This window comes from Pseudoalteromonas sp. SG43-7, assembly GCF_014164295.1.
Lineage (GTDB): Bacteria > Pseudomonadota > Gammaproteobacteria > Enterobacterales > Alteromonadaceae > Pseudoalteromonas > Pseudoalteromonas rhizosphaerae.
This window is the reverse complement of sequence record NZ_JACJEY010000061.1, coordinates 1-26,190: the sequence shown is the minus strand read 5'-3', so window position 1 is coordinate 26,190 and position 26,190 is coordinate 1. Positions and strand designations below refer to the sequence as shown.

Here is a 26,190-nt window from a genome sequence, read left to right as displayed (position 1 = left end):
GCATGATGATCTAACAGGCGAACCTAAGCAAATCACCGCGTTTTTAGTGGGTTTTGATTCTCCGCTTTATACGTTACAAGTTAGGCGCAATATTAATCAGTACAAACCTGAAGCGTTGCTTGCCATCATGCCTGGTGTAACTTTGCGTGAGCTATGGGAAATGCTGACAATTGTTGAAAAAATCTTGTTGCTGTTTTCTATCGTAGTGGTACTCGTGAGCCTGCTAGGCATGCTAACGACCCTATTGGCCAGCCTTAACCAACGCCGCCGCGAATTGGCCATTTTACGCTCTGTCGGTGCGCGTCCTTGGCATTTATTCACATTGATCAGCATAGAATCACTACTGATAACCTTTTTAGGTTGCCTAGTAGGTTGTGGGTTATTTTATTTATTAATGTCTCTTGCCACAGGTTACTTGCAAAGTAATGCCGGCATCACAATCACCATTGCGATGCTATCGAGCTATGAACTGGTATTGATCGGCGCTATTATGGCGGCCGGCTTTATCGTTGGTTTGATACCAGCCACCCGCGCCTATTTTTACTCATTGTCTGATGGCATGAGCATTAAAATTTAAGAGGAATATCATGCAGTACTTTCAAAAGCTCAGTTTGCTTTGCTTAGTTATTTTTAGCTTTGGTTATAATTTTAGTAGTTATGCCAATGAACCAAAAGAAATTTTTTGGGAAGATTTAATTCCTAAGGGACATGTACAAATAGATACTCAAGATCAAGCTAGCCATGAAGGTACAGAGCAAAATTGGGTGCAACCTGATCTAGATGCACCAATTGTTAAGGAACTCAATGGCCAATCAGTCAGCTTACCTGGGTTTGTAGTACCTCTTGAAGGTGACAGCGAAATGATTACTGAGTTTTTATTAGTGCCTTACTTTGGTGCTTGCATCCACGTGCCACCACCACCACCGAATCAAATTGTTCATGTGACAATTAAAGGCGGCGTGCCAATTGAAAGTTTGTACGATGCCATAGTAGTTACCGGCGTCATCAGCACTGAAACCTGGAGTGGCGACATTGCACAAGTGGGCTATAAAATGACAGCCGTCGGCGTTGCACCGTTTGAGCTGTAACTCAGATACATACCTCAGGCGTGTTGTTCCCAGTGCTGCAAATAGCAGCTCTCAAGTGCAACATGCCTTAACTTATTTTTGGCATTGACTACAGTACACTGTACTACGTTGCCCTAAACGAATTTCTGTTAATGCTTTCTTACATACCATACATGGCTCACCTTTGCGGCCATAAACTAATAACTGTTGTGCAAAGTAACCTGGTTTACCATCACTTTGGGCAAAGTCTTTTAATGTCGTGCCACCTTGGGTGATAGCCGCAGCCAAAGTATCTTTAATAATAGGGATTAATTGCTGATAGCGCGCTTGTGATACTTTTCCTGCTTCACGTTTTGGATGAATACCGGCCTTAAAAAGAGACTCGTTAGCGTAAATATTACCCACACCAACCACCACAGCGTTATCCATAATAAATTGTTTGATTGGCACTTTCTTATTTCGTGACTGCTCATATACGCGCTTAGCAGTAAATTCATCAGTGAGTGGCTCAGGGCCCAGTTTGCTCAGTAAGCTATGGCATTCGCCGGGCGCTTGCCATAAACAACAACCAAATCGGCGTGGGTCATTTAGTCTAAGAGCTTTACCGTTGGCAAATATAAACTCGATATGATCATGCTTTTTTAATGGCTCATTTTGTTCAACAACTCGTAAATTACCCGACATACCTAAATGCAAAATAATGCTGCCCAGTTCACACTCAAGTAGCAAATACTTTGCCCTACGCTCAACAGCTAACACAGCTAAGTTAGCGATTTTGTACACATCATCAGGCACAGGCCAACGCATATTCGGATTATGAATATTCACCTTTGTAACTGTTTGCTGCAAAATATGTGGGGTGATCCCCATTCGGCTAACTTCAACCTCTGGTAATTCAGGCATACTATTTAGGCTCACTTTGTGAAAAATTAAAACTAGGGAATAAACGCTGCGCAGTTGCTTTATCAAGTGATAACACGCGCTGGTTGCTTTTATCTAATAAATAATAGCCTTGTGGTGCGCTATATAATTGATACAACCAAGGAAGTTGCTCGCCTGCCAACCATACGGTTGCTACAGTCAAAGCTGAGGTATTATGGAATGCTTGCTGATTATCAGCGACCGACAATTGCATGCTCTGCCATTCATTTACTAATGCCACAAGGTTTGCTGTTGTTGCTTGCCAAAAACTAGCAGGTGCATTATTGATTAATGCAGTGGCGCGCCAAGAAGTGCCTATGCGCTCTATTTTTTGATCGGGAAACTCTAGAGCTAAAATAAAGTTTTGCGCTGGCAATACACTTTGCACACTAGATTGTTCTGAACCACTGTTGAGTTTTGTATGTAATCCATTAAAAAAGAAAATCATCAACAGCATGGAAAAAATAACCACATTATTCCAGCCCCTGCGACCTAACTGCATTTGAGTTCTTCCTAAAAGATTCAATTAGTTAAAGTGTAACCAAAAACATATAAAAATGGCAGTTGAATTTTTTAACTACTGTTAAGACTGAATATTACAAAAAATCACCAACGCGAATGTGTCAAAGTTAAATTACTTTGCTAAAATACGGCAAAATTTAAGGAGTTCCGTCATGTCAATGTATGTAGTGGGTCATAAAATCCCAGATTCAGATTCTATTTGTGGTGCAATCGCACTCGCATATTTGAAAAACCAAATCGAAGAACCAGCAATTCCAACTCGTCTTGGTGAAATATCACCTGAAACGCAGTTTATTCTTGATAAATTCGGCTTTGAAGCACCAGAGCTAAAATTAAGTTATGCCGGTGAAGATGTTTACATCGTTGACCATACCGAAAAAACGCAAGCACCTGATGATATCGATCAAGCTCGCGTTGTTGGCGTTGTTGATCACCATAAACTAGGCGATTTAACCAGCTCTACACCTCTTGAATGCTGGATCCGCCCTGTTGGCTGCTCAAACACTATCATTAAAATGATGTATGACTTCTACAATGTTGAAATTCCAAAAGACATTGCAGGCATCATGATGTGTGCAATTTTAAGTGATACGGTTATTTTCAAATCACCAACCTGCACCACAGCTGATATTAAATGTGTTGAAGCGCTTGCTGAAATTGCCGGCATCGAAGACTTTAAAGAATTAGGCATGGATATGTTCCGTGTTAAGTCAGCGGTTGAGAATACTCCAGCGCGTGATTTAGTAATGCGTGATTTTAAAGACTTCAACATGAACGGTAAACTAGTTGGTATTGGTCAATTAGAAGTTATCGATCTAGCGGTATTTGATGATATTAAAGCAGACCTTGAAGCTGATATTGCTAAGCTTAAAGAAGAAGGTGGACGCCACTCGGTATTCTTATTACTTACCGACATCATGAAAGAAGGCTCACAAATGCTGATCGTATCTGACGATGCAACACTAGTTGAAACTGCTTATGGTGTAACGCCCAAAGACGGAAAAGCATGGCTAGACGGCGTACTGAGCCGTAAAAAGCAAGTAGTACCACCACTGCAAGATGCATTTGCAAAGCTTTAACGTGCTAGGTGCTAGGTGCTAGGTGCTAAAAATATTAACCTTGTGGGTTTTTCCTGCAAGGTTTTTTTATACCTAAAACTTATCAGTTAATATTTGTGCTACACAGGACTCTGCAAATAAGTAATACTTAACATCATAAATAATTAGGTAATATTCATTTATGTTAGGGTTTTGGTACAGTAAGTCTCCGCAATTTGCAAAGGATCACAAAGATTTTTGGCGAGCACGTTTAATCGCCCATTTTTTATTATTTTCAACAGCTTACTTTTTCATTTTAACAGTACTCAATGTTTTCTATTTCGAGCAATTAGACCTTGCCTTAATTGACTGTTTAGGACTTGTTATCTCATTAACTATTTATTTCTGGTTTTACAAATCTGGCAACGTTAATGTAACCGCATGGGCTGTTACATTAATGGCTAGCAGCTTAGCTATATTATTTATAATTTCGGTAGGCGGAAATCCATTCTCAATATTATGGGCTACGCTTATCCCCCCTATTGCATTTTTTTTAATAGGCAGAAAACGGGGAAGCATCATCAGCGCAATTGCATTCTCTATTTGTGCATACTTAATTTATACACAGCAACAACAAACAATAACCATAGGGTTAGGATCATTATTTAACACTATCGAAGTCAGTATCGCTCATATTCTAATTTTTAGATTTTACGAAAAAACACGTTCGTTAGCGTATCAAAACTTATCTAACCTTAATGACGAAATTAAAAAGTTAGCAGAAACAGACAAGTTGACTGAGTTATATAACAGACAAAAATTTGATGCAGAGTTATCGGCATTAATAACTAAAAGCGAGCACTCTCAAACATCTCATTGTTTACTTATGTGTGATATAGACTATTTCAAAAAAATTAATGATACCCACGGGCATTTAGTTGGCGATAAAGTACTAAAAGAGTTTGCCCATCTGTTGCAGCAAAAAATAGGTGAGTAAGCGTTAATCGCTCGTTGGGGTGGTGAAGAGTTTGTAATAATATTACTCAACACTGCTTTGTTGGATGCAGCAAAGCAAGCGAATGAATTAAGGAGTTTAATTAGCTCAAATACAGTTGCCAATATGCCTATCACTATCAGCCTTGGGGTAACCGCTATACAAAAGAGTAATGATAGCGTTTTAAAAGTATTAGAGCGAGCTGATAAGGCACTCTACTTTGCTAAACATCACGGCCGAAATTTAGTTTGCATCAACGATAACAACGCACATGTTACCTGTTATGACACATTTTTAAAATTAGTCGACGATGATATAAACGAATAATACCAATCGACTTAAATATTTAACTATTCTAGCGCGCTAAATAAAGCGCTAACTGCGTTAGTAATTTTTCATGTAGAACAACTACATGTCAAAATTTCTGCCTTGTTATCACTGTATTTTTCTGTCGCTATAAATGGTCAGTAACTTAAAACGATTGGTATAATCTGTGATTCGAGAACGGAAAAACTACGCATTTGAAAAACAAAAAACCCAGCCTAAGCTGGGTTTTTGATATTCATAGAAAACTAAAATTACTTGATTTTAGCTTCTTTGAAAAGAACATGTTTACGGATTTTTGGATCAAACTTTTTGATTTCCATTTTTTCCGGCATGTTACGCTTGTTCTTGTCGGTAGTGTAGAAAAAACCAGTACCAGCTGTAGAAACTAAACGGATCTTATCACGCATGACTCAGGTCCTTAAACTTTTACGCCGCGAGCACGGATTTCAGTAAGAACCGTGTCGATGCCTTTTTTATCGATAATACGCATACCTTTAGTAGTAGTGCGTAATGTTACAAAACGTTTTTCACTTTCAACCCAAAAACGGTGTGTTTGTAGGTTAGGTAGGAAACGACGTCTAGTCGCGTTTCTCGCGTGTGAACGGTGATTACCAACCGCAGGACGCTTACCTGTAACTTGACATACTTTAGACATGTCTATATATCTCCAATAACTTCGCTCGAGCTTAATTTGTCCCCTAGGCTATGTATTTTGTGCCCCAGGGATAAATCGAAGGGCGCTCTTTATACAGCTTATACAGGCAAAGATCAAGTGATTGATCTAATCCAACCAGCTCATGTGTAAATTTGATAGCGGCTAATTATAAAGATCGAATGCCCTTAGGGAAAGTAAAAACTGCATTTAAATTAAACTAATTTGCAAATAAGCACTAAACCGCTCATTTTTAACACGCTTAGTGATTTGAATACGCTTAAATCAAGCCTCGTTCTGCAAACGAAACACAATTATCTCCCCCAACAACGATGTGATCTAAAATATTTATATCGACTAATTGCAAAGCTTGCTGCAATTTAGTGGTAATTAATTTATCAGCTTGGCTTGGTTCAGCAATACCTGATGGATGATTATGAGCCAGAATAAGTGCCGCAGCGTTATTTTTTAAAGCCGCTTTGACGACTTCTCTTGGGTAAACAGATGCCGCATTAATAGTGCCATAAAAAAGTGTTTCTTCTTTAATTAAGCGATTCTGACTATCTAAATACAACACCATAAACACTTCTTGCTGCAAGCCTCGCAGCTCAATCGTTAAATAGTCATATACTGATTGCGGTGAATTAAATACTGCTTCGCGCTGGCATTGCTCCATCATATAACGACGACTCAACTCCAGTACTGCTTGAAGTTGCACAAATTTTGCTGTGCCCAGTCCTTTTTGTGCACAAAAATCATCGATTGATGCATTAAATAAGTTATGCAGTGTTTGATTTTGTGTCATTAAATGTTGTGCTAACTCAACTACATTCATGCCCGGCAAACCCGTTCGCAAAAATATCGCTAATAACTCGGCATCGCTTAACGACTTAGCCCCTTTCGCCAATAACTTTTCGCGTGGTCGCTGGCTACTTGGTAAAGAGGTGAGCTGCATTATTTCGTCCCTGAAAAATGATTTATAATTTAACTGTAATGCAAAAATAAAATTTCGCCTGTAAAACTGCGAATAAATTCCATATTAAAACTTCGTCCCCAAGGCAAAGATTTGCTATCGTTAGCGCATATCGACAAACAGTTTTATCAGAGTATGACAAAGTTAATGACCAATTTAGCGACAGAATTAGTAAATAAAAAAATTGTACTTGGTATCAGCGGTGGTATTGCCGCCTACAAATGCGCCGAACTTGTTAGACGTTTAAAAGATCATGGTTGTGATGTCAAAGTGGTGATGACTGAGTCAGCTAAGCACTTTATTACTCCGCTTACCATGCAGGCCGTAAGTGGTGAAATGGTCTCAGACTCTTTGCTCGATCCATCTGCTGAAGCCGCTATGGGCCATATTGAATTTGCTAAATGGGCTGATTTAATATTAGTCGCTCCTGCCACATCTAATATCATCGCAAAAATGGCAGTCGGCATTGCAGATGATTTACTCACCACTCTATTGCTGGCAACCCCCGCAAAAGTAGCAGTGGCGCCTGCAATGAATCAACAAATGTATGCCCACCCAGCAACTCAAGCTAACCTAGCAACTTTAAAACAGCGTGGCATTGCAATTTGGGGCCCGGGTAAGGGTGAACAAGCATGTGGTGATGTAGGTGCAGGGCGAATGCTTGAACCACATCAGTTAGTGGCACTATGCACGCAACCTTCGCAACCGCAACTACTAGCTGGTAAAACAATTACAATCACCGCAGGGCCAACTCGTGAGCCACTTGATCCGGTGCGTTTTATATCAAATCACAGCTCTGGGAAAATGGGCTTTGGGCTTGCACATGCGGCAGTTAGTTTAGGTGCAACGGTTAACCTGATTTCAGGTCCGGTAACAATTGCGCCACCACCAGGTGTAAACCTAATAAACATTGAGACCGCTGAGCAACTACTTGAACAATCACTTATTTTTGCTCCCAAATCGGATGCTTTTATTGGTTGCGCCGCGGTTGCCGATTATCGCGCCGCAGCGATAGCCGAGCAAAAAATGAAAAAACAAGGCGATGAACTGACTCTCACTTTAGTTAAAAATCCAGATGTAATTGCCGCAGTTGCTAGCCTTACAGAGGGTCGCCCATATACAGTTGGCTTTGCCGCAGAAACTCAAGATGTCGCAAGCTATGCGAAAGGCAAACTCAGCAATAAAAACCTCGATATGATCTGCGCTAACGATGTATCACAAACGGGCCTTGGTTTTAATTCAGATCATAATGCTTTAACACTGTTCTGGCATAATGAACAAAAAGAACTGCCCGTCGATACCAAAAGCGCATTAGCACTGAGTGTAATGAGTGAGCTTGCTAAACGATTGTAAAAAGGCTGGAAAGAAACTGAATAAAACATTAACATAGCCCTTATTGCTTGCTCAAAAAGTGAGTGATAAGTAGCCGCCAAAAGCTAAGTAAATAATTATAAAGAAAGGAATGTTCATGCCTGCGACAAAAAGAAGTAATCGCAAAGAGCAAATACTACAAGCACTCGCACAAATGTTAGAAACCAGCCTAGGTCAACGTATCACCACAGCAAAATTAGCTGCTGAGGTAGGCGTTTCTGAAGCTGCGCTTTATCGTCATTTCCCGAGTAAAGCACGGATGTTTGAAGGCTTAATAGAGTTTATTGAAGACACTTTGTTGTCGCGCATAAATCTCATTCTTGAAAACGAAAAAGAAACTCAAAGCCGTATCTATAATATTTTATTGCTACTACTGGCATTTGCTGAGAAAAATCCGGGGATCACTCGTATTTTGACCGGCGACGCCTTGCAAGGTGAACAAGAACGCTTGCGTGAGCGTGTACAAAGCTTGTTTGAAAAGCTTGAAACACAACTAAAACAAGTACTACGCGAGCGTAAACTTCGCGAAGGTAAAACCTTTCAAAGTGATGAGTTAACCATTGCCAACTTTTTACTTGCCTACATTGAAGGCAAGATGAACCAATTTGTCCGCAGTGACTTTAAAGCAAAACCTAGCGCGCAATTTGAAAAACAGTGGTTAGAATTACAAAAAATATGGCTTTAACTCCTAGCTCCTAAAATTATCAACCTTGTCGGTTTTCCTACAAGGTTTTTTTATAAATGTTACTTTCAACCTTTATTTTCGACCGCTTATCGTTTCTACTCGAATTGTTGAACAAACTCGTTATGATGATGCAGATGAAACAAAACGAGAAGTAACAATGAAAGCACAACTTTCCCTACTCAGCGTAGCACTGGTTGCAAGCCTTGGCAGTGCCATGGCATCCGCAAAAGAGCCGCTACAATTTAAAGATGTATTCGATTTCAAAGCAGCTAAAACAACGCAATTATCTGAAAATGGTGAAGTACTGAGCTTTAGTGCAACCCCATACCGTGGCGATGCAACAGGCCAAGTCTATACCTTAAACAATAATAAATTACTTGCAGAAATTGAGCGCGGCACTAAACCTCAGATCAACAAAGCAGCTAACTGGGTAGCATTCACCCAAGTCCCTACTTTGCTTGAAAAAGAAACCACAAAAAAGAAAGACACCTTAAAAAACAATCTAGTACTCGTTAATACAATAACGGGGGAACAACAAGTTTTTGAGAACGTAAAAGATTACCAGCTCTCTGATGATGGTAACTGGTTAGCTTATCGCTTTGATGAAAAAGCAGATAAAGACGCTGATAGTAAAGATATTGATGACACAAAAAACACCGCTAAAACCAGTGAAATCAAACCTGATAAAAAAGATAAAGCGTTTGAGCTCATTGTTGTAAATTTAAAAGACAAAACAACTCATACAGTAAATAGCGTATTTAGTTACGCAATCAATACATTTGGCAGCGAGCTTCTTGTCAGCCAAAGCTATCCTGACGGTAACGATAACCAAGTAGCATTAATTACATTAAACCAAACATTTGATACGAGTGTATTAATTGATGAACCAGGCGTTGTTGCAAACAAAATAGTGTGGCATCCAACTAAGAATATTGCCGCATTTACACTGGGTAATTATGTAAATGACGATATGCGCCGTCGCGATCATCAGCTAAAACTGTGGCAAAACGAACAGCTTACAAATATTGCTGCTCCTGAAAAAGATTGGACTATTGGTAAAACAGCAAAATTGAGCTGGTCTGAAGACGGTGAACGCTTGTACTTTGAAAATCACCCTAAGTTAGCGGCAAAAATTAAAGAAAAGAAATACACAGATCAAGCCTCGTTATTTGATTACGATACGATACGCGACCAAAAAGGCCTTAATGTTTGGCATAACAACGATGCCGAAATTAAACCCCGCGAAGAGCAACAATGGAAAGAAATCAATAAAAACCGCCATTATCAAGCCGTTTACCATCTTAATGGCAAACAAGTTGCGCAACTAAGTAACACTGACATGCCAGATGTGGCACTCAATACCAACAATCGCACTGCGTTACTTGGTTCTTCAAATTTACCTTATCTTAAACGTATTATGTATGGCGGTTTTTTTGCTGACTACTATGCAGTCAATGTGCAAAATGGTGAGCGTAAAGCAATTATCAGTGATTACCCGTTTAGGCCCAGCCTATCACCCAGTGGACAATTTGCTGCTTACTTTGAAAATAGCCAAGTGCAACTCAAAGACTTAGGTAACAATAAAGTCAGTACCTTAACAACAGCGATTAAAGCAACGTTCGCTGATGATCAGCACGATTACCCTTCAACTCAACCGGGTTATGGTTTTGCCGGTTGGTTAACTGATAGCAGCCAAGTGCTGGTATATAGCAAATACGATATCTGGGCATTTGACGTTAAAACCCTCAAAGCCACACGCCTTACACAAGGCAAAGAAAACAACACGCAATATCGAGTCATCAAACTTGATAAAGACCAAGTTGGCTTTAAAAAAGACGATACATTGTTGCTAAGTGCTACAAACTTACAGCAAAAGCAAACTGAAATAGCAAAACTCAATCTTGCTGATAACTCGATCAGCAAAGTATTAAGCGGTAAAAAACGTTTTGACGTGGTAAAAAAAGCTAAAAATGCCGATAAATACCTATTCACTGAGCAAACTTATCAGCAGTTCCCTGATTTTTATCAAGCTGATTTTAGCTTTAAAAAGCCACAACGCGTTACTAACTTAAACCCACAAGTTAACGACTTTGCGTGGGGGCAAAAACCGGAGCTAATTAGCTATAAAGGCTTCGATGGCGAAGACTTGCAAGGCGTATTGATAAAGCCTGCAGGCTATAAAAAGGGCGATAAAGTGCCAGTGGTGGTGTACTTTTACCGTTATATGAGTCAACGCATGTTTGATTTCCCTAAAATGGAATTAAACCACCGTCCTAACTTCCCAATGTTTACTTCGAACGGTTACGCGATTTTCTTACCTGATATTCGCTTTGAAATTGGTCACCCAGGTAAATCATCAACGCAAACCATGATCAACGCCACCCAAAAGCTGATTGATTTAGGTATCGCTGACCCTGATAAAATTGGCTTACAAGGGCATTCATGGGCGGGCTATCAAAGTGCCTTTATGATCACCCAAACTGATATGTTCAAAGCGGTAGTATCGGGTGCGCCCGTGTCAAACATGACCAGCGCTTACAGCGGTATTCGCTTAAAATCTGGATTAGCGCGTCAGTTCCAATATGAAACTGGGCAAAGCCGTATCGGTAAAACCTTGTTTGAAGCGCCAGAGCTTTACATCGAAAACTCACCGGTATTCTTCGCTGATAAAGTAAATACACCAATCTTAATTATGTTTGGTGATAAAGATGATGCTGTACCATGGCACGAAGGCGTACAGTATTATTTAGCGCTGCGCCGTGCAGGCAAAGATGCGACGTTTTTGCAGTATGAAGGTGAACCACACCACTTAAAGAAATTCCCTAACCAAGTGGATTTTTCAATTCGGATGATGCAGTACTTTGATCACTACTTAAAAGGCAAGCCTGCCGCTAAGTGGATGACCGAAGGCGAAGCTTTCATTGAAGAATAAGCTGAAGAATAAGCAGCCATAAACTAAAACGCCCAGCAAATGCTGGGCGTTTTTTATTTACCTAAAACTACCTAGCCCGCTGACGATTACCGCCAACCTTAGGTTTGGTATTGGCTTTTTTAAACTGGCTAAATCCGGTGTGACGACTAAGCGCTGGACGCCCGCCTTTACCTGCTTTAAGCGATTTTTCGTCACGGGTTTCTTCTGGCACTAAGCAATTTGGACCTTTACCAATCAACTTAGCTTTGCCCATACTACGCAGTGCTTCACGGATCATCGGCCAACCTGCTGGGTCGTGATAACGCAATATCGCTTTATGTAAACGACGTTGACGCGCGCCTTTTGGCACCGGCACTTGCTCAGTATTATTTTTAATATTACGCAGCGAGTTCATCCCAGTGTGATAAATCGTGGTGGCATTAGCCATTGGTGACGGATAAAAATTTTGCACTTGATCTAGTTTAAAATCGTTCGACTTTAACCACAACGCCATGTTCACCATGTCTTCGTCTTTAGTGCCAGGATGCGCAGAAATAAAATAAGGGATCAGGTACTGTTTTTTCCCTGCTTCTTTTGAGTATTTATCAAAAAGCTCTTTAAACTGATCATATGCGCCCATGCCTGGTTTCATCATCTTAGATAATGGCCCGTCTTCGGTATGCTCAGGCGCTATCTTTAAATAACCACCAACATGATGGGTTACAAGTTCTTTGACGTAACGAGGGTCTTGCACAGCTAAATCGTAGCGAACACCAGAGGCTATTAGGATTTTTTTAATCCCCTTAACTTCACGGGCCTTTTTATACAACTCGATAGTCGGTGTATGGTCGGTATCCATATGCTTACAAATATCAGGATATACACATGATAAACGTCGGCAGGTACTCTCAGCTTTTTTGCTCTTACAACGCAGTTTATACATGTTAGCAGTTGGCCCACCAAGGTCCGAAATAACCCCAGTAAACCCTGGTACTTTGTCACGAATTTGTTCGATTTCTTCAATAATCGATTCTTGTGAACGACTTTGAATGATCCGTCCTTCATGCTCAGTAATTGAACAGAAACTACAGCCACCAAAACAACCTCGCATAATATTAACTGAGGTTTTGATCATGTCGTAAGCGGGGATTTTTGCAGTACCATAACTTGGATGCGGAACACGCTGATAAGGCAATCCAAACACCGCATCCATTTCATGTGTTTCAAGCGGATACGCAGGTGGGTTAACCCAAATAGAGCGATCGCCATGGCGTTGGAATAACGCTCGAGCACAACCTGGGTTCGTTTCTTGATGTAAAATACGTGATGCATGAGCGTACAGCGGTTTATTAACACTCACTTGCTCAAACGCAGGTAGCTTAACGTAGGTTTTTTCCCAAGGTTTAGGACGCGCTGGCTGAATGGTAATTGGTTTTGCCGCTTCAGCTTGTAAATCAATACCCGCTTTTTTAAATTCGCTTTTGCTACAACCCACATCATCCGCACCATATGGGTTTGGAATTGGGTCAATTTTACCAATTTTATCAATCGCGGTGGAATCACTACCACGCCAGCCCGGTAATGGCTCTTTACGAATAACCGCCGTACCACGGATATCTTGAATGGTATCCATCGTTTCGCCGGCGGCAATACGATGAGCAACTTCTATTAATGGTCGCTCAGCATTACCGTAAATAAGAATATCGGCTTTGGCATCAAATAAAATACTACGGCGAACTTTTTCTTGCCAGTAATCATAATGGGCAATTCGACGTAAGCTGGCTTCGATACCACCTATTACAATTGGCACACCTTTGTAGGCTTCGCGGCATCGTTGTGAGTAAATCATCACCGCACGATCAGGACGCTTGCCACCCACATTACCGGGCGTGTAGGCATCATCATGGCGCATACGCTTTTCAGCCGTATAGCGGTTGATCATCGAGTCCATGTTACCGGCAGTCACACCAAAAAATAAGTTAGGCTTACCAAGAGCCATAAAGGCATCTTTCGAATCCCATTCTGGCTGAGCGATAATACCGACCCTAAAACCTTGTGCTTCAAGTACACGACCAATTACCGCCATACCAAAGCTGGGGTGATCTACATAAGCATCACCACTGATAATGATGATATCGCAGCTATCCCAGCCAAGGGCATCCATCTCTTCGCGTGTAGTTGGTAAAAATGGTGCTGTGCCGTAACACTCAGCCCAATATTTAGGGTATGAGAATAACGCTCGCTTGGCTTTAAGTGCGCTCATATAAAGTAACCAATTGCTTTAAAAAAGGTCGCAGAGTATACCCGAATTAATCACCAAGCGATATTAGCTATTTACACTGGCATCAAACATAATATTATTTTTTACTTTCAATATATTGAATAAGCTCAACTTCAGGCATCGGTTTAGCGTACATAAAACCTTGCACTTCATCACAACCCAATTGCTTAAGAAAATCAGCTTGTGCTTGTGTTTCAACACCTTCTGCAATCGTTTTTAATCCGAGCTGCGCGCCAAGAGCTATAACCAGCTTGGCAATTGCGCCGCTGTCTTTTTCGGGTAAGTCTTTGACAAATGCACGATCTATTTTCAACCTATCCAACGGTAACTTTTGCAAATAACTCAGTGATGAAAAACCAGTACCAAAATCATCTATCGCCACTTCAATACCAAACTCTTTTAGATCTTGCAGTGTTTCAATCACCATCGAGAGATCATCCATCACCACACTTTCGGTAACTTCTAATTCAATATTTTTTGGGTTTACCTGATATTTTCGCAAAGTATCTTTGACTTGTTGTGCGTAGCCTTTTACCTTAAATTGCGGTACCGACACATTGACCGCAATACAAATTTCAACACCTTGAACCTCAAGACGTTTTTGCTGCTGACAAGCCTGCTCCAATACCCATTGACCAATCTCAACAATTAGCCCGGCATCTTCAGCAAGTGGTACAAAAATCGCAGGAGAAATATAGTTACCTTGTCCCGATGGCCAACGTAGTAATGCTTCACAGCCTTTTAATGACAAATCACTAAACGCCAATTGCGGTTGATACCATACTTCCAATTTATTATTTTCAAAGTCTTGGCGAAGCTGGCGAATAATCCCTAATCGCCAAGCCATTTGCTCTTCCATATCGGGTGTATAACAAACAGCATTCCCCTGATTACCTTTTTTAGCGTGATTGAGTGCAATATACGCAAGCTTAAGTGTTTCAATACCTGTGGTTTGAAAGTCCAGTTGCTCGCACAAACCAATTTTAAAATTAACCGGTAACAGATGCTCTGCTGCTGCAAACGGTAAGCTTAAATTTTCACTTAATTCGTTTAGATCAAATCCATCGCGCTCAATTAAAAAACCAAATACATCTGCACCAATCCGTGACAGTAATTTAGCGTTTGGGTATTCTTGTTTGAGTCGCTCAACGATTGATGTAAGTAAGTGATTACCCACTTCTTGACCCAGACCATTGTTGATGTCTGAAAAATGAGCGACATCAATTAGAATAAATAGATACTCGTTACTATTTAATCGATGATACTTTTCAATTTGTTCAATAAAATCAGTTCTATTGGCAAGACCTGTTAACACATCTTTGTAGGCTGCATCTCTGAGTTTATTAAAAAGTCTGACGTTATCTAAGCCTACACTGACGTTTGTTAAGAAAATTTCAGCAAATTGCAATTGTGTTAAGCTTGGTTGGCTAACGTACTCTAAGTAAATAGCAGCCTGACGATTTTTACTTTTCAATAAAAACGTAGTGTCGTGCTCAGTGTGCTGATGTTCGCCAAACTCAAAACAATTTTTCACTTGCAAAATAATCCGCCCATCATCAAGTTGTTCTACACCTTGGCCAATAAAAGCACTAAACTCAGCGCAACCACCCAACACTTGAACTTGATAACTATCATCCAGACTGCCACACACAACCCCCCTTGGCGCACAATCTAAAATTACCGAGAGCTGCTTAATCACCGCCATAGTAAATGCTTTAATGTCGGTAAAACCTAAAATTGCCTTTGAGGCTAACAGAATATTATTTAACGCTTTGCTTTGATATTCAAGTTGGCAAACTTGTTCGTATGAGCGAATAGCTGTAACTAACGAGGTAACTAGCTTACTGCGGGTAAGTTCGGTTTTAGTTTTATAATCATTGATATCATATTCTCGGATCACCTGTTCTTCAGGCGCATATCCAGGCTGACCCGTTCGTAAGATAATTCGTACGTTATGATTTTTCAGCGTATCACGTACCTCTTTAACTACTTTTAAACCCGCATCATCGGATTCCATGACTACATCTAACAGTAATACCGACACATTATTAGTATTAGCTAACACTTCAACTGCTTCAGCGCCAGAATAAGCATGATGAAAACGCAGTGTTCTTCCCCAAAACTCGACGCCTGAGAGTGCTAGTTCTGTTACAGTGTGAATTTCAGGATCGTCATCAACAATCAGAACATCCCAGTAATCTTTGGGCACAACCTCTTCATGAGGCTCATCTTCATGGTTAAAAAACAAAAAATCATTGTGTTCTGACGTCATTCCAAATCCTTTAAATTCAAATATTACGCGCCATCATTTAATATTGAGACAATTCAGTTATTGACTAATAAGTTATCACTATTTAACTTATGATACAGTATTAATGTCGATGATTAATGAATATTGATTTACAGATTATAGTCGATATTCAGCAGCTTGCTGTGCGACAGTGGAATTTATAATTTAAGGAACAGCCATTAATATTTTACCCAGAATTACTAAATTTATTTTTCTGATTACTTTAATTCTTTTGGTAATTGGGCTGCTATTGCCACAGCAATACCAAGTACAAAAGAGCATTGAAATTCATGCTCCGCAAACAGATATCACCCCGTTACTTAGTGATTTTACCAAGTGGTCTAGCTGGTCACCTTGGCAAAAAGTAGATCCGAGTATTGTTTTCACGCTTGGAGAGCCGAGCTCTGGCGTTGGTGCTCATCAATTTTGGCAAAGTAGCTGGGGATTTGGTGAAATGACGATTACCAATATAAGCAGCACTAAAATCAATTTTAATATTCTCTTTAATGAAGAGCATATTGTTACAGGTGTGGTCTCTTTTTCACCACTAGCTAATGGTAATCAAGTGACATGCTCACTAGATGGCGAAGTTACTACTTCAATTTTAGGTGGTTACTTGGCGCTATTTAGCCAATATATTTTGGCAAATACGGTGAAACTTGGACTTAATAATTTAAAAACTACTGCACAGCTGCAAATAGCCCCACACAGCGAGAAGATCGATGACGATTCAAACAGCCCAAGCAAAAATTAACCTTGCTCATATAATTGAAACTAAGCTAGGTTACTCGATGAGTAAAACCAGTTCGACTCGCCTTACCAGTACCAGTGATGATAGTTATGGCCCACAAGGGCAAAGTAAACTGCCCTATCAAGTCAATAGTGATAACTCAACACTCAATAGAGCCCAACATCGCCAACAATTGCTCCTTATCAAACAACAACACAATATTGAAGCGATTATGGCCATGGCAATGGATTTTTGCCCTGACGTAACTAGTAAAGGGCAACCTGACAGTGATTGGGTCGAACGCTTTATTGCACTATGTGAAGATACTTCAAACGAATCAATGCAAAAGCTGTGGGCAAAAATTTTAGCGGGAGAAACGGTATCACCGGGAACATTTTCAATTAAAAGCTTACAAACACTTAAGCAAATGACCCAGCGCGAAGCGGATGCACTACAAAAATGTACCGCGATTTGTGGCTATAATGAAAAAGATAATAGCCATTTAATTTTATTAGGCTTTTATAAAAAACCTTCGCTATTTGATTTGCTACGCAAAGGCAATAAAGTGTCGTTTAACTTAGGTAAAGCTGGGATCAGCTTTCCTGATGTATTAACTTTGATGGATATCGGCCTAATCTACCGTAAAGAAATTGAATCCGCAGCACTTAAGGCGGGCCAAGAAATGAATCTGACATTTTTAACCCAACGGGTTGCACTCAAACCAAAAAATAACGATCTAGTGCTCAGTTACTATAAATTTACGCAAACGGGTGATGAACTTAGAAAATTGATTAACACGCCAGTTAATAAGGCCTATAAGCACTTGTTAAACAGTGCACTTGAAGAAGAGTTTGAAGTAGCGTGGCACGCAATTAAATAACGGTACCACGCCAAAGCACACAAATTAGAAGTGAATTTGTATGCCGGCAAATGGACCTGATGCATCAATATTAGTATATAGATTATCAATATCATCAAGCTCTAGCGTCATTTTACGGTAACCCGCTTTGATATCTAAATCTACCGCTAAGTTATCAAGCAAAGCCCATGCAATACCCGCTTGGTAGTCTTGTACTTTGCTATCATCGATAGCAAGTAAGCTGCCTTCAAAGAAGACGCTTAAACCCGTTAACGGTAAGCCTACTTCAGCACGACCATACACTAATGGTACAAAACCAGAAAAATCCACAGTTTCTGTTGTTGTTGTGCCATTGGCAGTACCGGTAACAACAATATCGCCATCAAACTGCTTAGCATTTACACCTAAGTCGATAGACAACAAGTCATTATCAAATATCTCATAATATAAAATATAATCAATGTGTGATAAGTCGCTGACCGTAGTTGCAGTGGTATTGGTTGTAAATGAAGTGCCACCAAACTCAAACGTCTCATTAAGCAAGGTTGAGCCATTTAACTCAAGCTCGGTATACTTTAACTTAATATTTGGCACTAATGGAATTGGATGCTCAAGCGCTGCGTAGTAGCTAATGAAGGTTTCATCTTCAAAATTAAAGTCTTGCATATTACCGCTATCAGAAAAGCTACCTGAATTATCAGATTGCCAGCCATCAACACCAACATATAAACCTAATAGAGTGTCAGCGTGAGCCGCTGGAGCCAAAAATGCCATCGAAAGGGCAGCGGCTAAACAGTACTTTTTCATGTGTTATCCTTGCGCTAAAAGTTCGCTAAGTTCAATAAGAGCCGCATTGGCTCGTGAAATATAATTTGCCATTACTAATGAGTGATTAGCAACAAAACCAAAACCATTACCATTTAAAATCACCGGACTCCAAACAGTCTCTTGGGTTGCTTCAAGCTCACGTATAATTTGTTGTAAGCTCACACGTGCATTCTTTTTCTCTAATACATCAGCAAAGTCATATTCTACCGCTTGCAAAAAATGTAATAAAGCCCAAGTTGCACCGCGTGATTCATAAAACACATCATCAATTTCCCACCAAGAGGTTTTTATCTGATTTTGTAATGGTGCATAAGTCGCTTGGTGTGCTTCTTTGTCACCAGCTAAATCAGTATTTAACCGATCTTGACCAACGCTGGCACTTAACCGCTGACTTAAACTACCAAGGCGTTTTTCGGCTTCTTTTAACCAGCCTCGTAGGTTGTCTGCCCGCGCGTAAAACTGACTGTCACGACTGTTTTGGTCAGCTATTTGAGTACGATACACGATTAATAAATCAATGCCTTTTTGGTATTCACTCTCGGCACTTGGCCACGCCCATGCTTCTGAACTAATATTAAATTGGGGCTGGGCTTTTTTTAGAGCTTCATGTTCGGTCGATTGCGACTGAGAACGGCTAAAGTCTTTACGCATTGATAGCGCCAAATCGCGCGTCATTTCTAATGCGCCATATTCCCAAGCAGGCATATTATCCATAAGAATACTCGGAGGTATTACATCATTTGATAAATAGCCACCAGGTTTATTCAATAATGTGCTGGCAACATTAATCAAAGCCGTAGTTGTTGTGTAACCTGTTACTAGTTTTTCGCCACGCTGCTGCGCATCCTGTTTAGCTTGCGTGATCACATTTACGCGGCTTGGCTCAACACTCCAATACACAGATACGGCATAAAATAAAATAAAAACTAATATTAGCCCTGCTATAATTTTCCCTTTATGTTGTGACATTTAATCTCCTAGTGATGTGTATGGTGCTGTTCAGATAGTGATACTTGCTCAACTTGGCTTTCTAATGAAACCACGGTAGCTTGAGTAAATACACGATCTCCATTGCTAAAATATAGCGTGAGTTTGAGTTCTTGCCCTATTTTTAACGGCTCTTTTGGTTCAAAAACCATTAAATGATAACTACCTGGCTTAAAATCTAGCTGTTGATGTGCTTTGATCTCTAACCCATCTACTTTTTGCATTTTCATCATACCATTAACATGCTGATGTTCATGTACTTCAACTCGTCCTAAGCCCTCAAGGCTAGCCTTAGTTAATGTCACTGCTGCATCACCATGATTAACAAGCGTTAAATAACCAACACTGGATTGACTGCCAGGTAAAAAAATCCTTACTTGGGCATTGCTAACTACAATATCACTTGCTGTATCATGTTGATGCTCTGCATGGGCAAATAGCACAGGAGAGTATAGGCCTACAGCTAAAAAAGCCGCTGTGAAGATAGTTAGTAATGGCTTAAGAGTCATTTCGATCCTTGTTATAATAATCACTTTAAGTGCTAAATTTAGCATATTTGCGAAAAAATAGTCAGCTAAATTAGCATTTAAGGTAACCTCTGTGTGGCAAGCTATGCCACCTTTTTATTATCCGCGACTAACCAACACAGAAAAACAATCAGCAGTAGCGGCCATGCGATCATCACAGAACCAAACAACAAAGCCAGCATCACGCCGACTCCTATTATTAGACCTGCGCCAATCAAACCAACACTAACCAGCGCAATAATGGCAATAACGACCACCACAGCGACTAATGCACCAAATAGTTCAATGCCAACCCAACTCAAGTCAGCAATCCACAAAGGGAGCTGCCATGAGTCAAACTGCATTATCTCAAATGGACTAGAAGCGATAAACAATGCTGCTAGTAGACACAGTGCAATAATTTTCATGGCGCTCTCCTAATAAACCTTGTTGTCTAAACAACAATGTGCAATTAAATAACCCGCACCTATAAATAGTGGGAACTGAATAAACAGTACAATAGTTGCTAATCGAGTTGCCCAAATCGGAAAGTCAAACCGACGCGCTAAGCCACTACATACTCCCGATATTTTTTTATTTAATGGATCTTTACACCATTGAGTATTGTTATTAAATGTATTCATTTTTATAACTCCTAAGCCGACTGTTTTACTTTAGCTTTAAGTGCTGCAAGCTCTTTATCCAAGGCTTCGTCTTTTACAAGCGCATCAATTTGCGTTGCCGTGTCTGATTGATTAGCTGCAGCCATTTCGTATGCTTCCACTTGTGATTCAATTGACTCAACTCGGCGCTCAATCACATCAAAACGCGACAGTGCATGTGCCACTTTATCGCTATGTAACTGCTGATTAACTCGTACTCGTGCATTTAAAACACTATGCACCTGAGTTAAGCTCTGCCGCTTTGCTTTGGCAGCACTAAGTTTGTCTTGTAAACGCTGTGCATCGTCAGCTAACTTGGCCAATGAATCGGTTAATTTAACGAGCTCAGGTTCAACAGCTGCCATATCAGCGACTACACGCTGCTTTTCTTTTAATGCGGCTGTGGCTAAATCATCTCGGCCTTTACTAACGGCTATTTCGGCTTTTTCTTGCCATTGTGCTATGGATGTTAACTTATCACTTTGCTGGCGTTTCAATGCTTTTTCTTCACACAAAATCGCTGCAGTAGTAGTACGACACTCATTCAGAGCTTGTTGCATCTCGATAATAAGTAAATTAAGTAGTTTTGCTGGATCCTCTGCCTTATCAAGCACAGCGACCAAGTTTGATTGAATTAGATCATTAACACGATTCATTAGGCCCATGATTTTCTCCTGTTGATTATGGGTGATTACACCAAGGAGATTCCAAGACTTATGCCATGTCGTTAGAAAAACAACTAAAACAATAAATAACAATAGGATAGAAAGATAACATCAATTTAAAAGTGACGTTTAGCTGAATTAAAATACGTTAAATTAACTAAAAAAGTGATATTTTGACTAAATTTTAGGATCAAAAAAAGCCACTAAAAAGTGGCTTCCAAGATTAAAATTTCAGCTATTCAGGCACAAAACTTAATGCTTTATCCATCACTGATAAATCTGCTTGCTTACCATGGCCGTTTTCAGATAAATGACGTCTAAATCCTCGCGCCCCTGGTTGGCCTTGGAAAATACCCAACATATGGCGAGCTATATGCCAAAAGTTAGCGCCTTGGCGCATTTCATCTTCAATATAACCATACATTGAACGCACCACGTCATGACGCGATAATGTACACGCAGTATCACCGTAAATTTTCTCGTCCACTTCACTTAATATAAATGGATTACTATACGCTTCACGACCGATCATAACGCCATCAAGATGCGCTAAATGAGCAACACTATCAGCGATGGTATTAACCCCACCATTTAAGCTTAAATCAAGCTGTGGGTAATCTTTTTTCAGTTGATAAACACGCGGATAATCAAGTGGTGGAACTTCACGGTTTTCTTTCGGACTTAATCCCTTTAGCCATGCTTTACGGGCGTGAATAATAAAGTCATCACAGCCAACCTTATGACTCGCTTCGATCAGCGCACATAAAAACTCATATGAATCCTGCTCATCAATACCAATGCGTGTTTTCACCGTAACAGGAATAGTAACCTCCGCCTTCATTGCTGCAATACAATCAGCAACAAGCTGCGGCTCGCCCATTAAACACGCACCAAAGCGGCCATTTTGCACTCGATCCGAAGGGCAACCAACATTTAGGTTTACTTCATCATAACCACGTTCAGCAGCCAGTTTTGCACACTTTGCCAAAGCTTCAGGATCAGAGCCACCTAATTGCAAAGCAACGGGGTTTTCATGTGTATTAAAGTGTAGATAATCACCACGCCCAAATAAAATTGCACCGGTTGTTACCATTTCGGTGTAAAGCACCGCATGCTTGGTCATTTTACGATGAAAAGTACGGCAATGGCGGTCTGTCCAATCGAGCATGGGTGCCACAGAAAAACGTCTATTCAAAGTAAAATCCTCAGATGATATATAAGTATAAGGGTTATTCCCTCATTGGAAGGCGCTATATTTTACACAAATCAAAGCCGAGCTTCAATCGTAAGCAAGTTGTTGTTTGTCGGTAGCAGAGATTGAGTTGTTTAACGCAGCAACAAAAATGTATGCTGCGCTTTAGATAATATACTTAAAACGATTTTGTTAGATTATCAAATTGCTGGCCTTGCACTGTAATAGTGGTTTTTTCTAAGCTTATATAATCATTTTTTTGCTTGGGGTTAACCAAACGTGCTGCGACTTCAAATTTAGCAACTTTAGCTTCGCTATTTAGCTCAAGTATTTTTAAAGATGAATGAGTATCATGCTTAGCTGACTGCACATAATATTCACCAGCCCAACTGGCATCAAACACTAAATTAGGCGCATTTTTAGCGGAAGATTCAATAAACACTCCCTCTTTAATTTCGTCTCGTAATAAAGTAACGGTGTAATGATCTCCTCCCGTATGACCGAAATATACGGTAACGGCATGATTGTCATTATGACTAAAATCATAGTCAGTAACTTGAATAACCTTCATTTCGCTTGGAGGCGGTTCAACGCAAGCCGTTAATCCTAAAGCGAGAAAACCGCATAAAATAATCTTTTTTAATAACATTTTTCATTCCTTAAATTTTATTACGTTATATTTAATCTAGATAATTCTAAGCAATAATTCAAAATTTTATATGACAATAGTTTTTTAACAGCGCTACACAGCCTTTATATGAATACTTGTAAGCCAAAATAATGGGCTATCCCGTCGAGTATATTTGTCACGGCAACTGATGAAAGGATCAAACCCATGATCCGGCTAACGATACTCGCACCGCTATCACCAATTAATTTGTGAACATGGGTTGCCAACAGTAAAAGCACAAGTACCACAGTAAGAACAGCTAACATCATTGATGAAGTAATTAACTGCTCAACCCACGTGTATTCAGTATTACGAGTCATCAAAACAGCGCCAAGCATCGCGCCTGGACTGGCGATTGATGGGATAGCTAAAGGGAAAATGGCCGTTTCAGTGCTATCACGTACACTTTTAATTTCCATTTCTGGTTTACTTTCACCAAAAATCATCGACAAAGCGAACAGCAATAACACGATACCACCTGCGATTTGAAACGCTGACAAGGGGATATTAATAGCATTTAAAAGCAGCTCCCCAGCGACAACAAAAAACAATAATACCCCAGCAGACACCAGAACAGCTTTCAACGCGACTTTACGTTTGAATTTGTCACTATCTCCGCGTGTTAAGGCTATAAAAACAGGCACAGTACCGATTGGATCGATAACCGCAAAAAAGAAAATAAATACCGCTAATAATTCATTCATTGTTAGCCTTCCTAGAATAAAACTGTCTAATAAAAACGCTGCAACTACAATACAGTATGTTAGTATAACACGGTAGCGTAAGGATAAGAGAAGATGAAAATAGAATCACTCGTTAGTAAAGCCAAACAAGTGTGTGACAATCGCGGTGCGCGATTCACTCCAATTCGTGAAAAAGTATTTCGCCTATTAGCAAGTGCGCAAGGCGGAGTGGGCGCTTATGATTTATTAGAGCAACTAAAACTCACTGAATCAGGAGCAAAACCAGCCACAATTTACCGTGCCTTAGACTTTTTAGCTGAATTAGGTTTTATTCACAAAATTGAAAGTACTAACGCATTTATGTTGTGTCATCATTTTGATCATATCCACCCTGTACAACTGTTGATATGCGACAGTTGTGGTTTTGTCAAAGAGCTGCACTCTAGCGTGATTTCGCATGAACTTAATAGTCTTGCTGCTGAGAGTGGTTTCGTCGTATCGGGGCAAACTATTGAAGCCCATGGTAGATGTGGAAATTGTAAAGAATAATTAAGTGCAGAGCTAAAATAACTCACTACACTTTAACGTATAACCGCAGTTAAACTGCTAAATTCGAGGGATAAACAATAATGAATGTAGAGTTCATCAATCCTTTTTTATCATCTTTATTAAATGTGCTCAGCACAATGGCGCAAACCGAACTAAAACCGGGTAAGCCGAAAATAAAAAAAGATGAAGTTGCCTGTGGCGACGTTTCGGGATTAATTGGCATGGTAGGACCGCAAACTAAAGGTTCATTTTCGATCACTTTTGATGAGAGCCTTGCCTTGACTATTATGGAAAGAATGCTAGGTGAACGCCCTGATTCGATCAATGAAGAAGTAACCGATATGGTTGGTGAAATTACCAATATGGTCACTGGTGGGGCAAAAAATCTACTTGGTGAAAAAGGCTATGACTTTAATATGGCTACACCAATCGTTGTGTCTGGTAAAGGCCATACCATAACTCATAAAAGTGAAGGGGCAAAAATATTAATCCCATTTACCTCTGATGCCGGTAATGCCAATATTGAAGTTAGTTTCGATAAAATATGAGCTGGTTGCAAAAAACCATTCAATTAAAGATCCACCTTCTAAAGAAGGTGGTTTTGAATTAGCCCCCTAAAAGGGAGCGTTGTTTACTCCAGAGTTAACGGAGCTTGCTCTTGTCTCCCCCTTTCTGCTGATGCCTGACATATCTTCGTATTGTTTCTTCGTTTACCATCTACTGAAGTAGGTGGTTTAGGGGCTGAAAATAAAAACCCGCTATAAGCGAGTTTTTAACTAGAAAACAGTATCCATCTTAGCTTTTTTTAGTTGTATAAATACCAACACTGAGTGCTTGGAAAACTTTCTAGATTACCATTCATGTTTCTAACTTGAACAATCGTGTTTACACATCTTTTAACTCTTCTTAATTGTCTTTCCCACAAAAAGTCCCACATAGCATCACTGGCATTTAAGTCATAGTCTCTATTCCCCAACCAGCTTGTTTCATTTCCCTCTACGACTCTATAAATAAATTCAGAAAGCTTTACATACCCATTTAAATCTATATCGGCACGTATGTATGCGATAACATTCCCATGCGGATTCAAAAACTTAAAAAATACAGGCTTATTACTAGCTTTTAAAAAAAGGTCAACAGCTGTGGTGATATCAGAAAATGAAATGGAGCGATCTAGCTCCAATAGTCTATTTTTAAGATTATCCTCAATTTTCTTTCTATTCGCATTTCCAACCATTGCTTTAAAAAAAATGCTTATATCTCCAACTAGATGCTGTAAATGTTCTTTGTAATCACTTAAGTTACAATTTTTTTGATCGCAATCTTCAAAACGTAAATTAATATCTAATTTATTTACCTTCACATTTTTCTTAGTACTAAGCGTCAATGCTCCTTGCTTTTTTGTCTCTGTAAATAGTGAAGCATAATATTTTACTTCAAACATTTTGCCTGATATCAATAACTCTTCTTCACCTTCAATTTTACTTTTACCTGTGATTAACACCTTTATTGGACACACCTCATAATAGTGGTCAGGCTGATTAGGTTTATCACAATCATCTAAAGGCGCAGAAAATGCTCCGAATGAAATAAAAACAAAACCCATTAACATTAAATATTTCATAAATAAATTCCCTTTTGAGTTATTCCCATATTTTACAATAGCAAAAAAAGGGAATTACTCAAAAAATATAAAACTTAAAGTGTAATGGTCAACAAATTCTGTAGAGATTCTAAGCGGCATTTTTTAATTCATTATATTTCTGATGTGGCGTCATATAATTAAGCGTAGAATGCCTACGTTTGTAATTGTAAAACTGAATATAAT

At 39.7% G+C, this 26,190-nt stretch carries 28 protein-coding genes and 1 pseudogene; 11 read left to right on the top strand and 18 right to left on the bottom strand.

The annotated features are described in order from the left end of the window. Positions 1-577, top strand: a 577-nt coding sequence (locus H5200_RS19905) for an ABC transporter permease (RefSeq protein WP_182762321.1), incomplete at its 5' end; no start/stop codon positions are given. A 10-nt stretch (positions 578-587) separates the two neighbouring features. Further along, positions 588-1,088 (top strand): DUF3299 domain-containing protein, encoded by a 501-nt coding sequence (locus H5200_RS19900; protein WP_182731300.1) that lies wholly within the window; start codon positions 588-590, stop codon positions 1,086-1,088. 72 nt (positions 1,089-1,160) lie between these two features. Here H5200_RS19900 and mutM read toward each other — a convergent pair whose 3' ends face one another. Together mutM and H5200_RS19890 are read right to left on the bottom strand one after the other, a co-directional pair. Next, positions 1,161-1,970, bottom strand: a complete 810-nt coding sequence (gene mutM / locus H5200_RS19895) for a bifunctional DNA-formamidopyrimidine glycosylase/DNA-(apurinic or apyrimidinic site) lyase (protein ID WP_145234708.1) — start codon at positions 1,968-1,970, stop codon at positions 1,161-1,163. Between the two features lies 1 nt (position 1,971). Then, positions 1,972-2,490 (bottom strand): hypothetical protein, encoded by a 519-nt coding sequence (locus H5200_RS19890; RefSeq protein WP_145234706.1) that lies wholly within the window; start codon positions 2,488-2,490, stop codon positions 1,972-1,974. Between the two features lie 172 nt (positions 2,491-2,662). Here H5200_RS19890 and H5200_RS19885 point away from each other — a divergent pair, with 172 nt between their 5' ends. Beyond that, entirely contained in the window at positions 2,663-3,589 is a 927-nt protein-coding gene (locus H5200_RS19885) for a manganese-dependent inorganic pyrophosphatase (protein WP_182718343.1), read from the top strand. A gap of 160 nt (positions 3,590-3,749) precedes the next feature. Beyond that, positions 3,750-4,868: pseudogene (locus H5200_RS19880) on the top strand (GGDEF domain-containing protein). A gap of 251 nt (positions 4,869-5,119) precedes the next feature. Here the strand turns inward: H5200_RS19880 and rpmG are convergent. The 3 genes from rpmG to radC all read right to left on the bottom strand — a co-directional run bounded on the left by rpmG (position 5,120) and on the right by radC (position 6,475). Beyond that, positions 5,120-5,275, bottom strand: coding sequence for a 50S ribosomal protein L33 (gene rpmG / locus H5200_RS19875; RefSeq protein WP_004335545.1), 156 nt, complete (start codon positions 5,273-5,275; stop codon positions 5,120-5,122). Positions 5,276-5,286: 11 nt separating this feature from the next. After that, complete coding sequence (gene rpmB / locus H5200_RS19870; protein ID WP_004335549.1) at positions 5,287-5,523, bottom strand: 50S ribosomal protein L28; 237 nt, start codon at positions 5,521-5,523, stop codon at positions 5,287-5,289. Positions 5,524-5,800: 277 nt separating this feature from the next. Next, positions 5,801-6,475, bottom strand: coding sequence for a DNA repair protein RadC (gene radC, locus H5200_RS19865; protein ID WP_169020545.1), 675 nt, complete (start codon positions 6,473-6,475; stop codon positions 5,801-5,803). A 153-nt stretch (positions 6,476-6,628) separates the two neighbouring features. Here radC and coaBC point away from each other — a divergent pair, with 153 nt between their 5' ends. From coaBC to H5200_RS19850, 3 genes are all read left to right on the top strand, one after another. Further along, entirely contained in the window at positions 6,629-7,846 is a 1,218-nt protein-coding gene (gene coaBC / locus H5200_RS19860; protein ID WP_179959239.1) for a bifunctional phosphopantothenoylcysteine decarboxylase/phosphopantothenate--cysteine ligase CoaBC, read from the top strand. A 115-nt stretch (positions 7,847-7,961) separates the two neighbouring features. After that, positions 7,962-8,549, top strand: a complete 588-nt coding sequence (gene slmA / locus H5200_RS19855) for a nucleoid occlusion factor SlmA (protein WP_182718344.1) — start codon at positions 7,962-7,964, stop codon at positions 8,547-8,549. Between the two features lie 157 nt (positions 8,550-8,706). After that, on the top strand, positions 8,707-11,481 hold the full coding sequence (locus H5200_RS19850) for a prolyl oligopeptidase family serine peptidase (protein ID WP_182740732.1): 2,775 nt from the start codon (positions 8,707-8,709) through the stop codon (positions 11,479-11,481). A 67-nt stretch (positions 11,482-11,548) separates the two neighbouring features. Here the strand turns inward: H5200_RS19850 and H5200_RS19845 are convergent, their stop codons facing one another. Next, complete coding sequence (locus H5200_RS19845; protein ID WP_145234682.1) at positions 11,549-13,723, bottom strand: YgiQ family radical SAM protein; 2,175 nt, start codon at positions 13,721-13,723, stop codon at positions 11,549-11,551. A gap of 94 nt (positions 13,724-13,817) precedes the next feature. Next, entirely contained in the window at positions 13,818-16,013 is a 2,196-nt protein-coding gene (locus H5200_RS19840; protein ID WP_182718346.1) for an EAL domain-containing protein, read from the bottom strand. A 268-nt stretch (positions 16,014-16,281) separates the two neighbouring features. Here H5200_RS19840 and H5200_RS19835 point away from each other — a divergent pair, with 268 nt between their 5' ends. Both H5200_RS19835 and H5200_RS19830 read left to right on the top strand, forming a co-directional pair. Further along, positions 16,282-16,785, top strand: coding sequence for an SRPBCC family protein (locus tag H5200_RS19835; protein WP_246175639.1), 504 nt, complete (start codon positions 16,282-16,284; stop codon positions 16,783-16,785). Next, positions 16,754-17,641, top strand: coding sequence for a TIGR03899 family protein (locus H5200_RS19830; protein WP_182740730.1), 888 nt, complete (start codon positions 16,754-16,756; stop codon positions 17,639-17,641). The genes H5200_RS19835 and H5200_RS19830 overlap by 32 nt, the downstream gene beginning before the upstream one ends. Positions 17,642-17,665: 24 nt before the next feature. Here H5200_RS19830 and H5200_RS19825 read toward each other — a convergent pair whose 3' ends face one another. From H5200_RS19825 to H5200_RS19785, 9 genes are all read right to left on the bottom strand, one after another. Beyond that, entirely contained in the window at positions 17,666-18,427 is a 762-nt protein-coding gene (locus H5200_RS19825) for a TIGR04219 family outer membrane beta-barrel protein (RefSeq protein ID WP_149983237.1), read from the bottom strand. A 3-nt stretch (positions 18,428-18,430) separates the two neighbouring features. Then, on the bottom strand, positions 18,431-19,417 hold the full coding sequence (locus tag H5200_RS19820) for a DUF2333 family protein (protein ID WP_145234671.1): 987 nt from the start codon (positions 19,415-19,417) through the stop codon (positions 18,431-18,433). Positions 19,418-19,425: 8 nt separating this feature from the next. Continuing rightward, entirely contained in the window at positions 19,426-19,944 is a 519-nt protein-coding gene (locus H5200_RS19815; RefSeq protein WP_182718348.1) for a copper chaperone PCu(A)C, read from the bottom strand. Between the two features lie 101 nt (positions 19,945-20,045). Next, a complete protein-coding gene (locus tag H5200_RS19810) occupies positions 20,046-20,369 on the bottom strand; it encodes a hypothetical protein (RefSeq protein WP_145234667.1) in 324 nt (107 codons plus the stop codon). 9 nt (positions 20,370-20,378) lie between these two features. Continuing rightward, positions 20,379-20,585: a PspC domain-containing protein gene (locus H5200_RS19805; RefSeq protein ID WP_149983241.1), complete on the bottom strand. Its 207-nt coding sequence runs from the start codon at positions 20,583-20,585 to the stop codon at positions 20,379-20,381. 11 nt (positions 20,586-20,596) lie between these two features. Next, on the bottom strand, positions 20,597-21,268 hold the full coding sequence (locus tag H5200_RS19800) for a PspA/IM30 family protein (protein ID WP_182718349.1): 672 nt from the start codon (positions 21,266-21,268) through the stop codon (positions 20,597-20,599). 235 nt (positions 21,269-21,503) lie between these two features. Beyond that, on the bottom strand, positions 21,504-22,463 hold the full coding sequence (gene dusA / locus H5200_RS19795; RefSeq protein ID WP_220491376.1) for a tRNA dihydrouridine(20/20a) synthase DusA: 960 nt from the start codon (positions 22,461-22,463) through the stop codon (positions 21,504-21,506). 175 nt (positions 22,464-22,638) lie between these two features. Continuing rightward, a complete protein-coding gene (locus tag H5200_RS19790; RefSeq protein ID WP_149983244.1) occupies positions 22,639-23,109 on the bottom strand; it encodes an outer membrane lipoprotein-sorting protein in 471 nt (156 codons plus the stop codon). Between the two features lie 104 nt (positions 23,110-23,213). Further along, on the bottom strand, positions 23,214-23,834 hold the full coding sequence (locus tag H5200_RS19785) for a MarC family protein (protein ID WP_149983245.1): 621 nt from the start codon (positions 23,832-23,834) through the stop codon (positions 23,214-23,216). A gap of 93 nt (positions 23,835-23,927) precedes the next feature. Between H5200_RS19785 and H5200_RS19780 the strand changes: the two genes are divergently transcribed. Both H5200_RS19780 and H5200_RS19775 read left to right on the top strand, forming a co-directional pair. Then, positions 23,928-24,362 carry a transcriptional repressor gene (locus tag H5200_RS19780; protein WP_145234655.1) on the top strand — a complete coding sequence of 145 codons (435 nt, stop codon included), beginning with the start codon at positions 23,928-23,930 and terminating at the stop codon, positions 24,360-24,362. An 80-nt stretch (positions 24,363-24,442) separates the two neighbouring features. Then, on the top strand, positions 24,443-24,910 hold the full coding sequence (locus H5200_RS19775) for a chemotaxis protein CheX (RefSeq protein ID WP_145234652.1): 468 nt from the start codon (positions 24,443-24,445) through the stop codon (positions 24,908-24,910). Between the two features lie 257 nt (positions 24,911-25,167). Here H5200_RS19775 and H5200_RS19770 read toward each other — a convergent pair whose 3' ends face one another. Together H5200_RS19770 and H5200_RS24485 are read right to left on the bottom strand one after the other, a co-directional pair. After that, on the bottom strand, positions 25,168-25,986 hold the full coding sequence (locus H5200_RS19770; RefSeq protein ID WP_182762319.1) for a hypothetical protein: 819 nt from the start codon (positions 25,984-25,986) through the stop codon (positions 25,168-25,170). Positions 25,987-26,095: 109 nt separating this feature from the next. Then, positions 26,096-26,190: IS3 family transposase (locus tag H5200_RS24485; RefSeq protein WP_404936147.1), on the bottom strand; the 95-nt coding region annotated here is incomplete at its 5' end.

Coding starts and splice junctions, on each gene's coding strand:
- H5200_RS19775 (WP_145234652.1), top strand. CDS start 24,443: ATGAATGTAGAGTTCATCAATCCTTTTTTATCATCTTTATTAAATGTG.
- H5200_RS19780 (WP_145234655.1), top strand. CDS start 23,928: ATGAAAATAGAATCACTCGTTAGTAAAGCCAAACAAGTGTGTGACAAT.
- H5200_RS19800 (WP_182718349.1), bottom strand. CDS start 21,268: ATGGGCCTAATGAATCGTGTTAATGATCTAATTCAATCAAACTTGGTC.
- H5200_RS19805 (WP_149983241.1), bottom strand. CDS start 20,585: ATGAATACATTTAATAACAATACTCAATGGTGTAAAGATCCATTAAAT.
- H5200_RS19850 (WP_182740732.1), top strand. CDS start 8,707: ATGAAAGCACAACTTTCCCTACTCAGCGTAGCACTGGTTGCAAGCCTT.
- H5200_RS19885 (WP_182718343.1), top strand. CDS start 2,663: ATGTCAATGTATGTAGTGGGTCATAAAATCCCAGATTCAGATTCTATT.
- rpmB (WP_004335549.1), bottom strand. CDS start 5,523: ATGTCTAAAGTATGTCAAGTTACAGGTAAGCGTCCTGCGGTTGGTAAT.
- H5200_RS19845 (WP_145234682.1), bottom strand. CDS start 13,723: ATGAGCGCACTTAAAGCCAAGCGAGCGTTATTCTCATACCCTAAATAT.
- H5200_RS19830 (WP_182740730.1), top strand. CDS start 16,754: ATGACGATTCAAACAGCCCAAGCAAAAATTAACCTTGCTCATATAATT.
- H5200_RS19785 (WP_149983245.1), bottom strand. CDS start 23,834: ATGAATGAATTATTAGCGGTATTTATTTTCTTTTTTGCGGTTATCGAT.
- H5200_RS19790 (WP_149983244.1), bottom strand. CDS start 23,109: ATGTTATTAAAAAAGATTATTTTATGCGGTTTTCTCGCTTTAGGATTA.
- H5200_RS19890 (WP_145234706.1), bottom strand. CDS start 2,490: ATGCAGTTAGGTCGCAGGGGCTGGAATAATGTGGTTATTTTTTCCATG.
- H5200_RS19825 (WP_149983237.1), bottom strand. CDS start 18,427: ATGAAAAAGTACTGTTTAGCCGCTGCCCTTTCGATGGCATTTTTGGCT.
- coaBC (WP_179959239.1), top strand. CDS start 6,629: ATGACAAAGTTAATGACCAATTTAGCGACAGAATTAGTAAATAAAAAA.
- H5200_RS19820 (WP_145234671.1), bottom strand. CDS start 19,417: ATGTCACAACATAAAGGGAAAATTATAGCAGGGCTAATATTAGTTTTT.
- rpmG (WP_004335545.1), bottom strand. CDS start 5,275: ATGCGTGATAAGATCCGTTTAGTTTCTACAGCTGGTACTGGTTTTTTC.
- H5200_RS19900 (WP_182731300.1), top strand. CDS start 588: ATGCAGTACTTTCAAAAGCTCAGTTTGCTTTGCTTAGTTATTTTTAGC.
- H5200_RS19815 (WP_182718348.1), bottom strand. CDS start 19,944: ATGACTCTTAAGCCATTACTAACTATCTTCACAGCGGCTTTTTTAGCT.
- radC (WP_169020545.1), bottom strand. CDS start 6,475: ATGCAGCTCACCTCTTTACCAAGTAGCCAGCGACCACGCGAAAAGTTA.
- H5200_RS19770 (WP_182762319.1), bottom strand. CDS start 25,986: ATGAAATATTTAATGTTAATGGGTTTTGTTTTTATTTCATTCGGAGCA.
- slmA (WP_182718344.1), top strand. CDS start 7,962: ATGCCTGCGACAAAAAGAAGTAATCGCAAAGAGCAAATACTACAAGCA.
- H5200_RS19810 (WP_145234667.1), bottom strand. CDS start 20,369: ATGAAAATTATTGCACTGTGTCTACTAGCAGCATTGTTTATCGCTTCT.
- mutM (WP_145234708.1), bottom strand. CDS start 1,970: ATGCCTGAATTACCAGAGGTTGAAGTTAGCCGAATGGGGATCACCCCA.
- H5200_RS19840 (WP_182718346.1), bottom strand. CDS start 16,013: ATGACGTCAGAACACAATGATTTTTTGTTTTTTAACCATGAAGATGAG.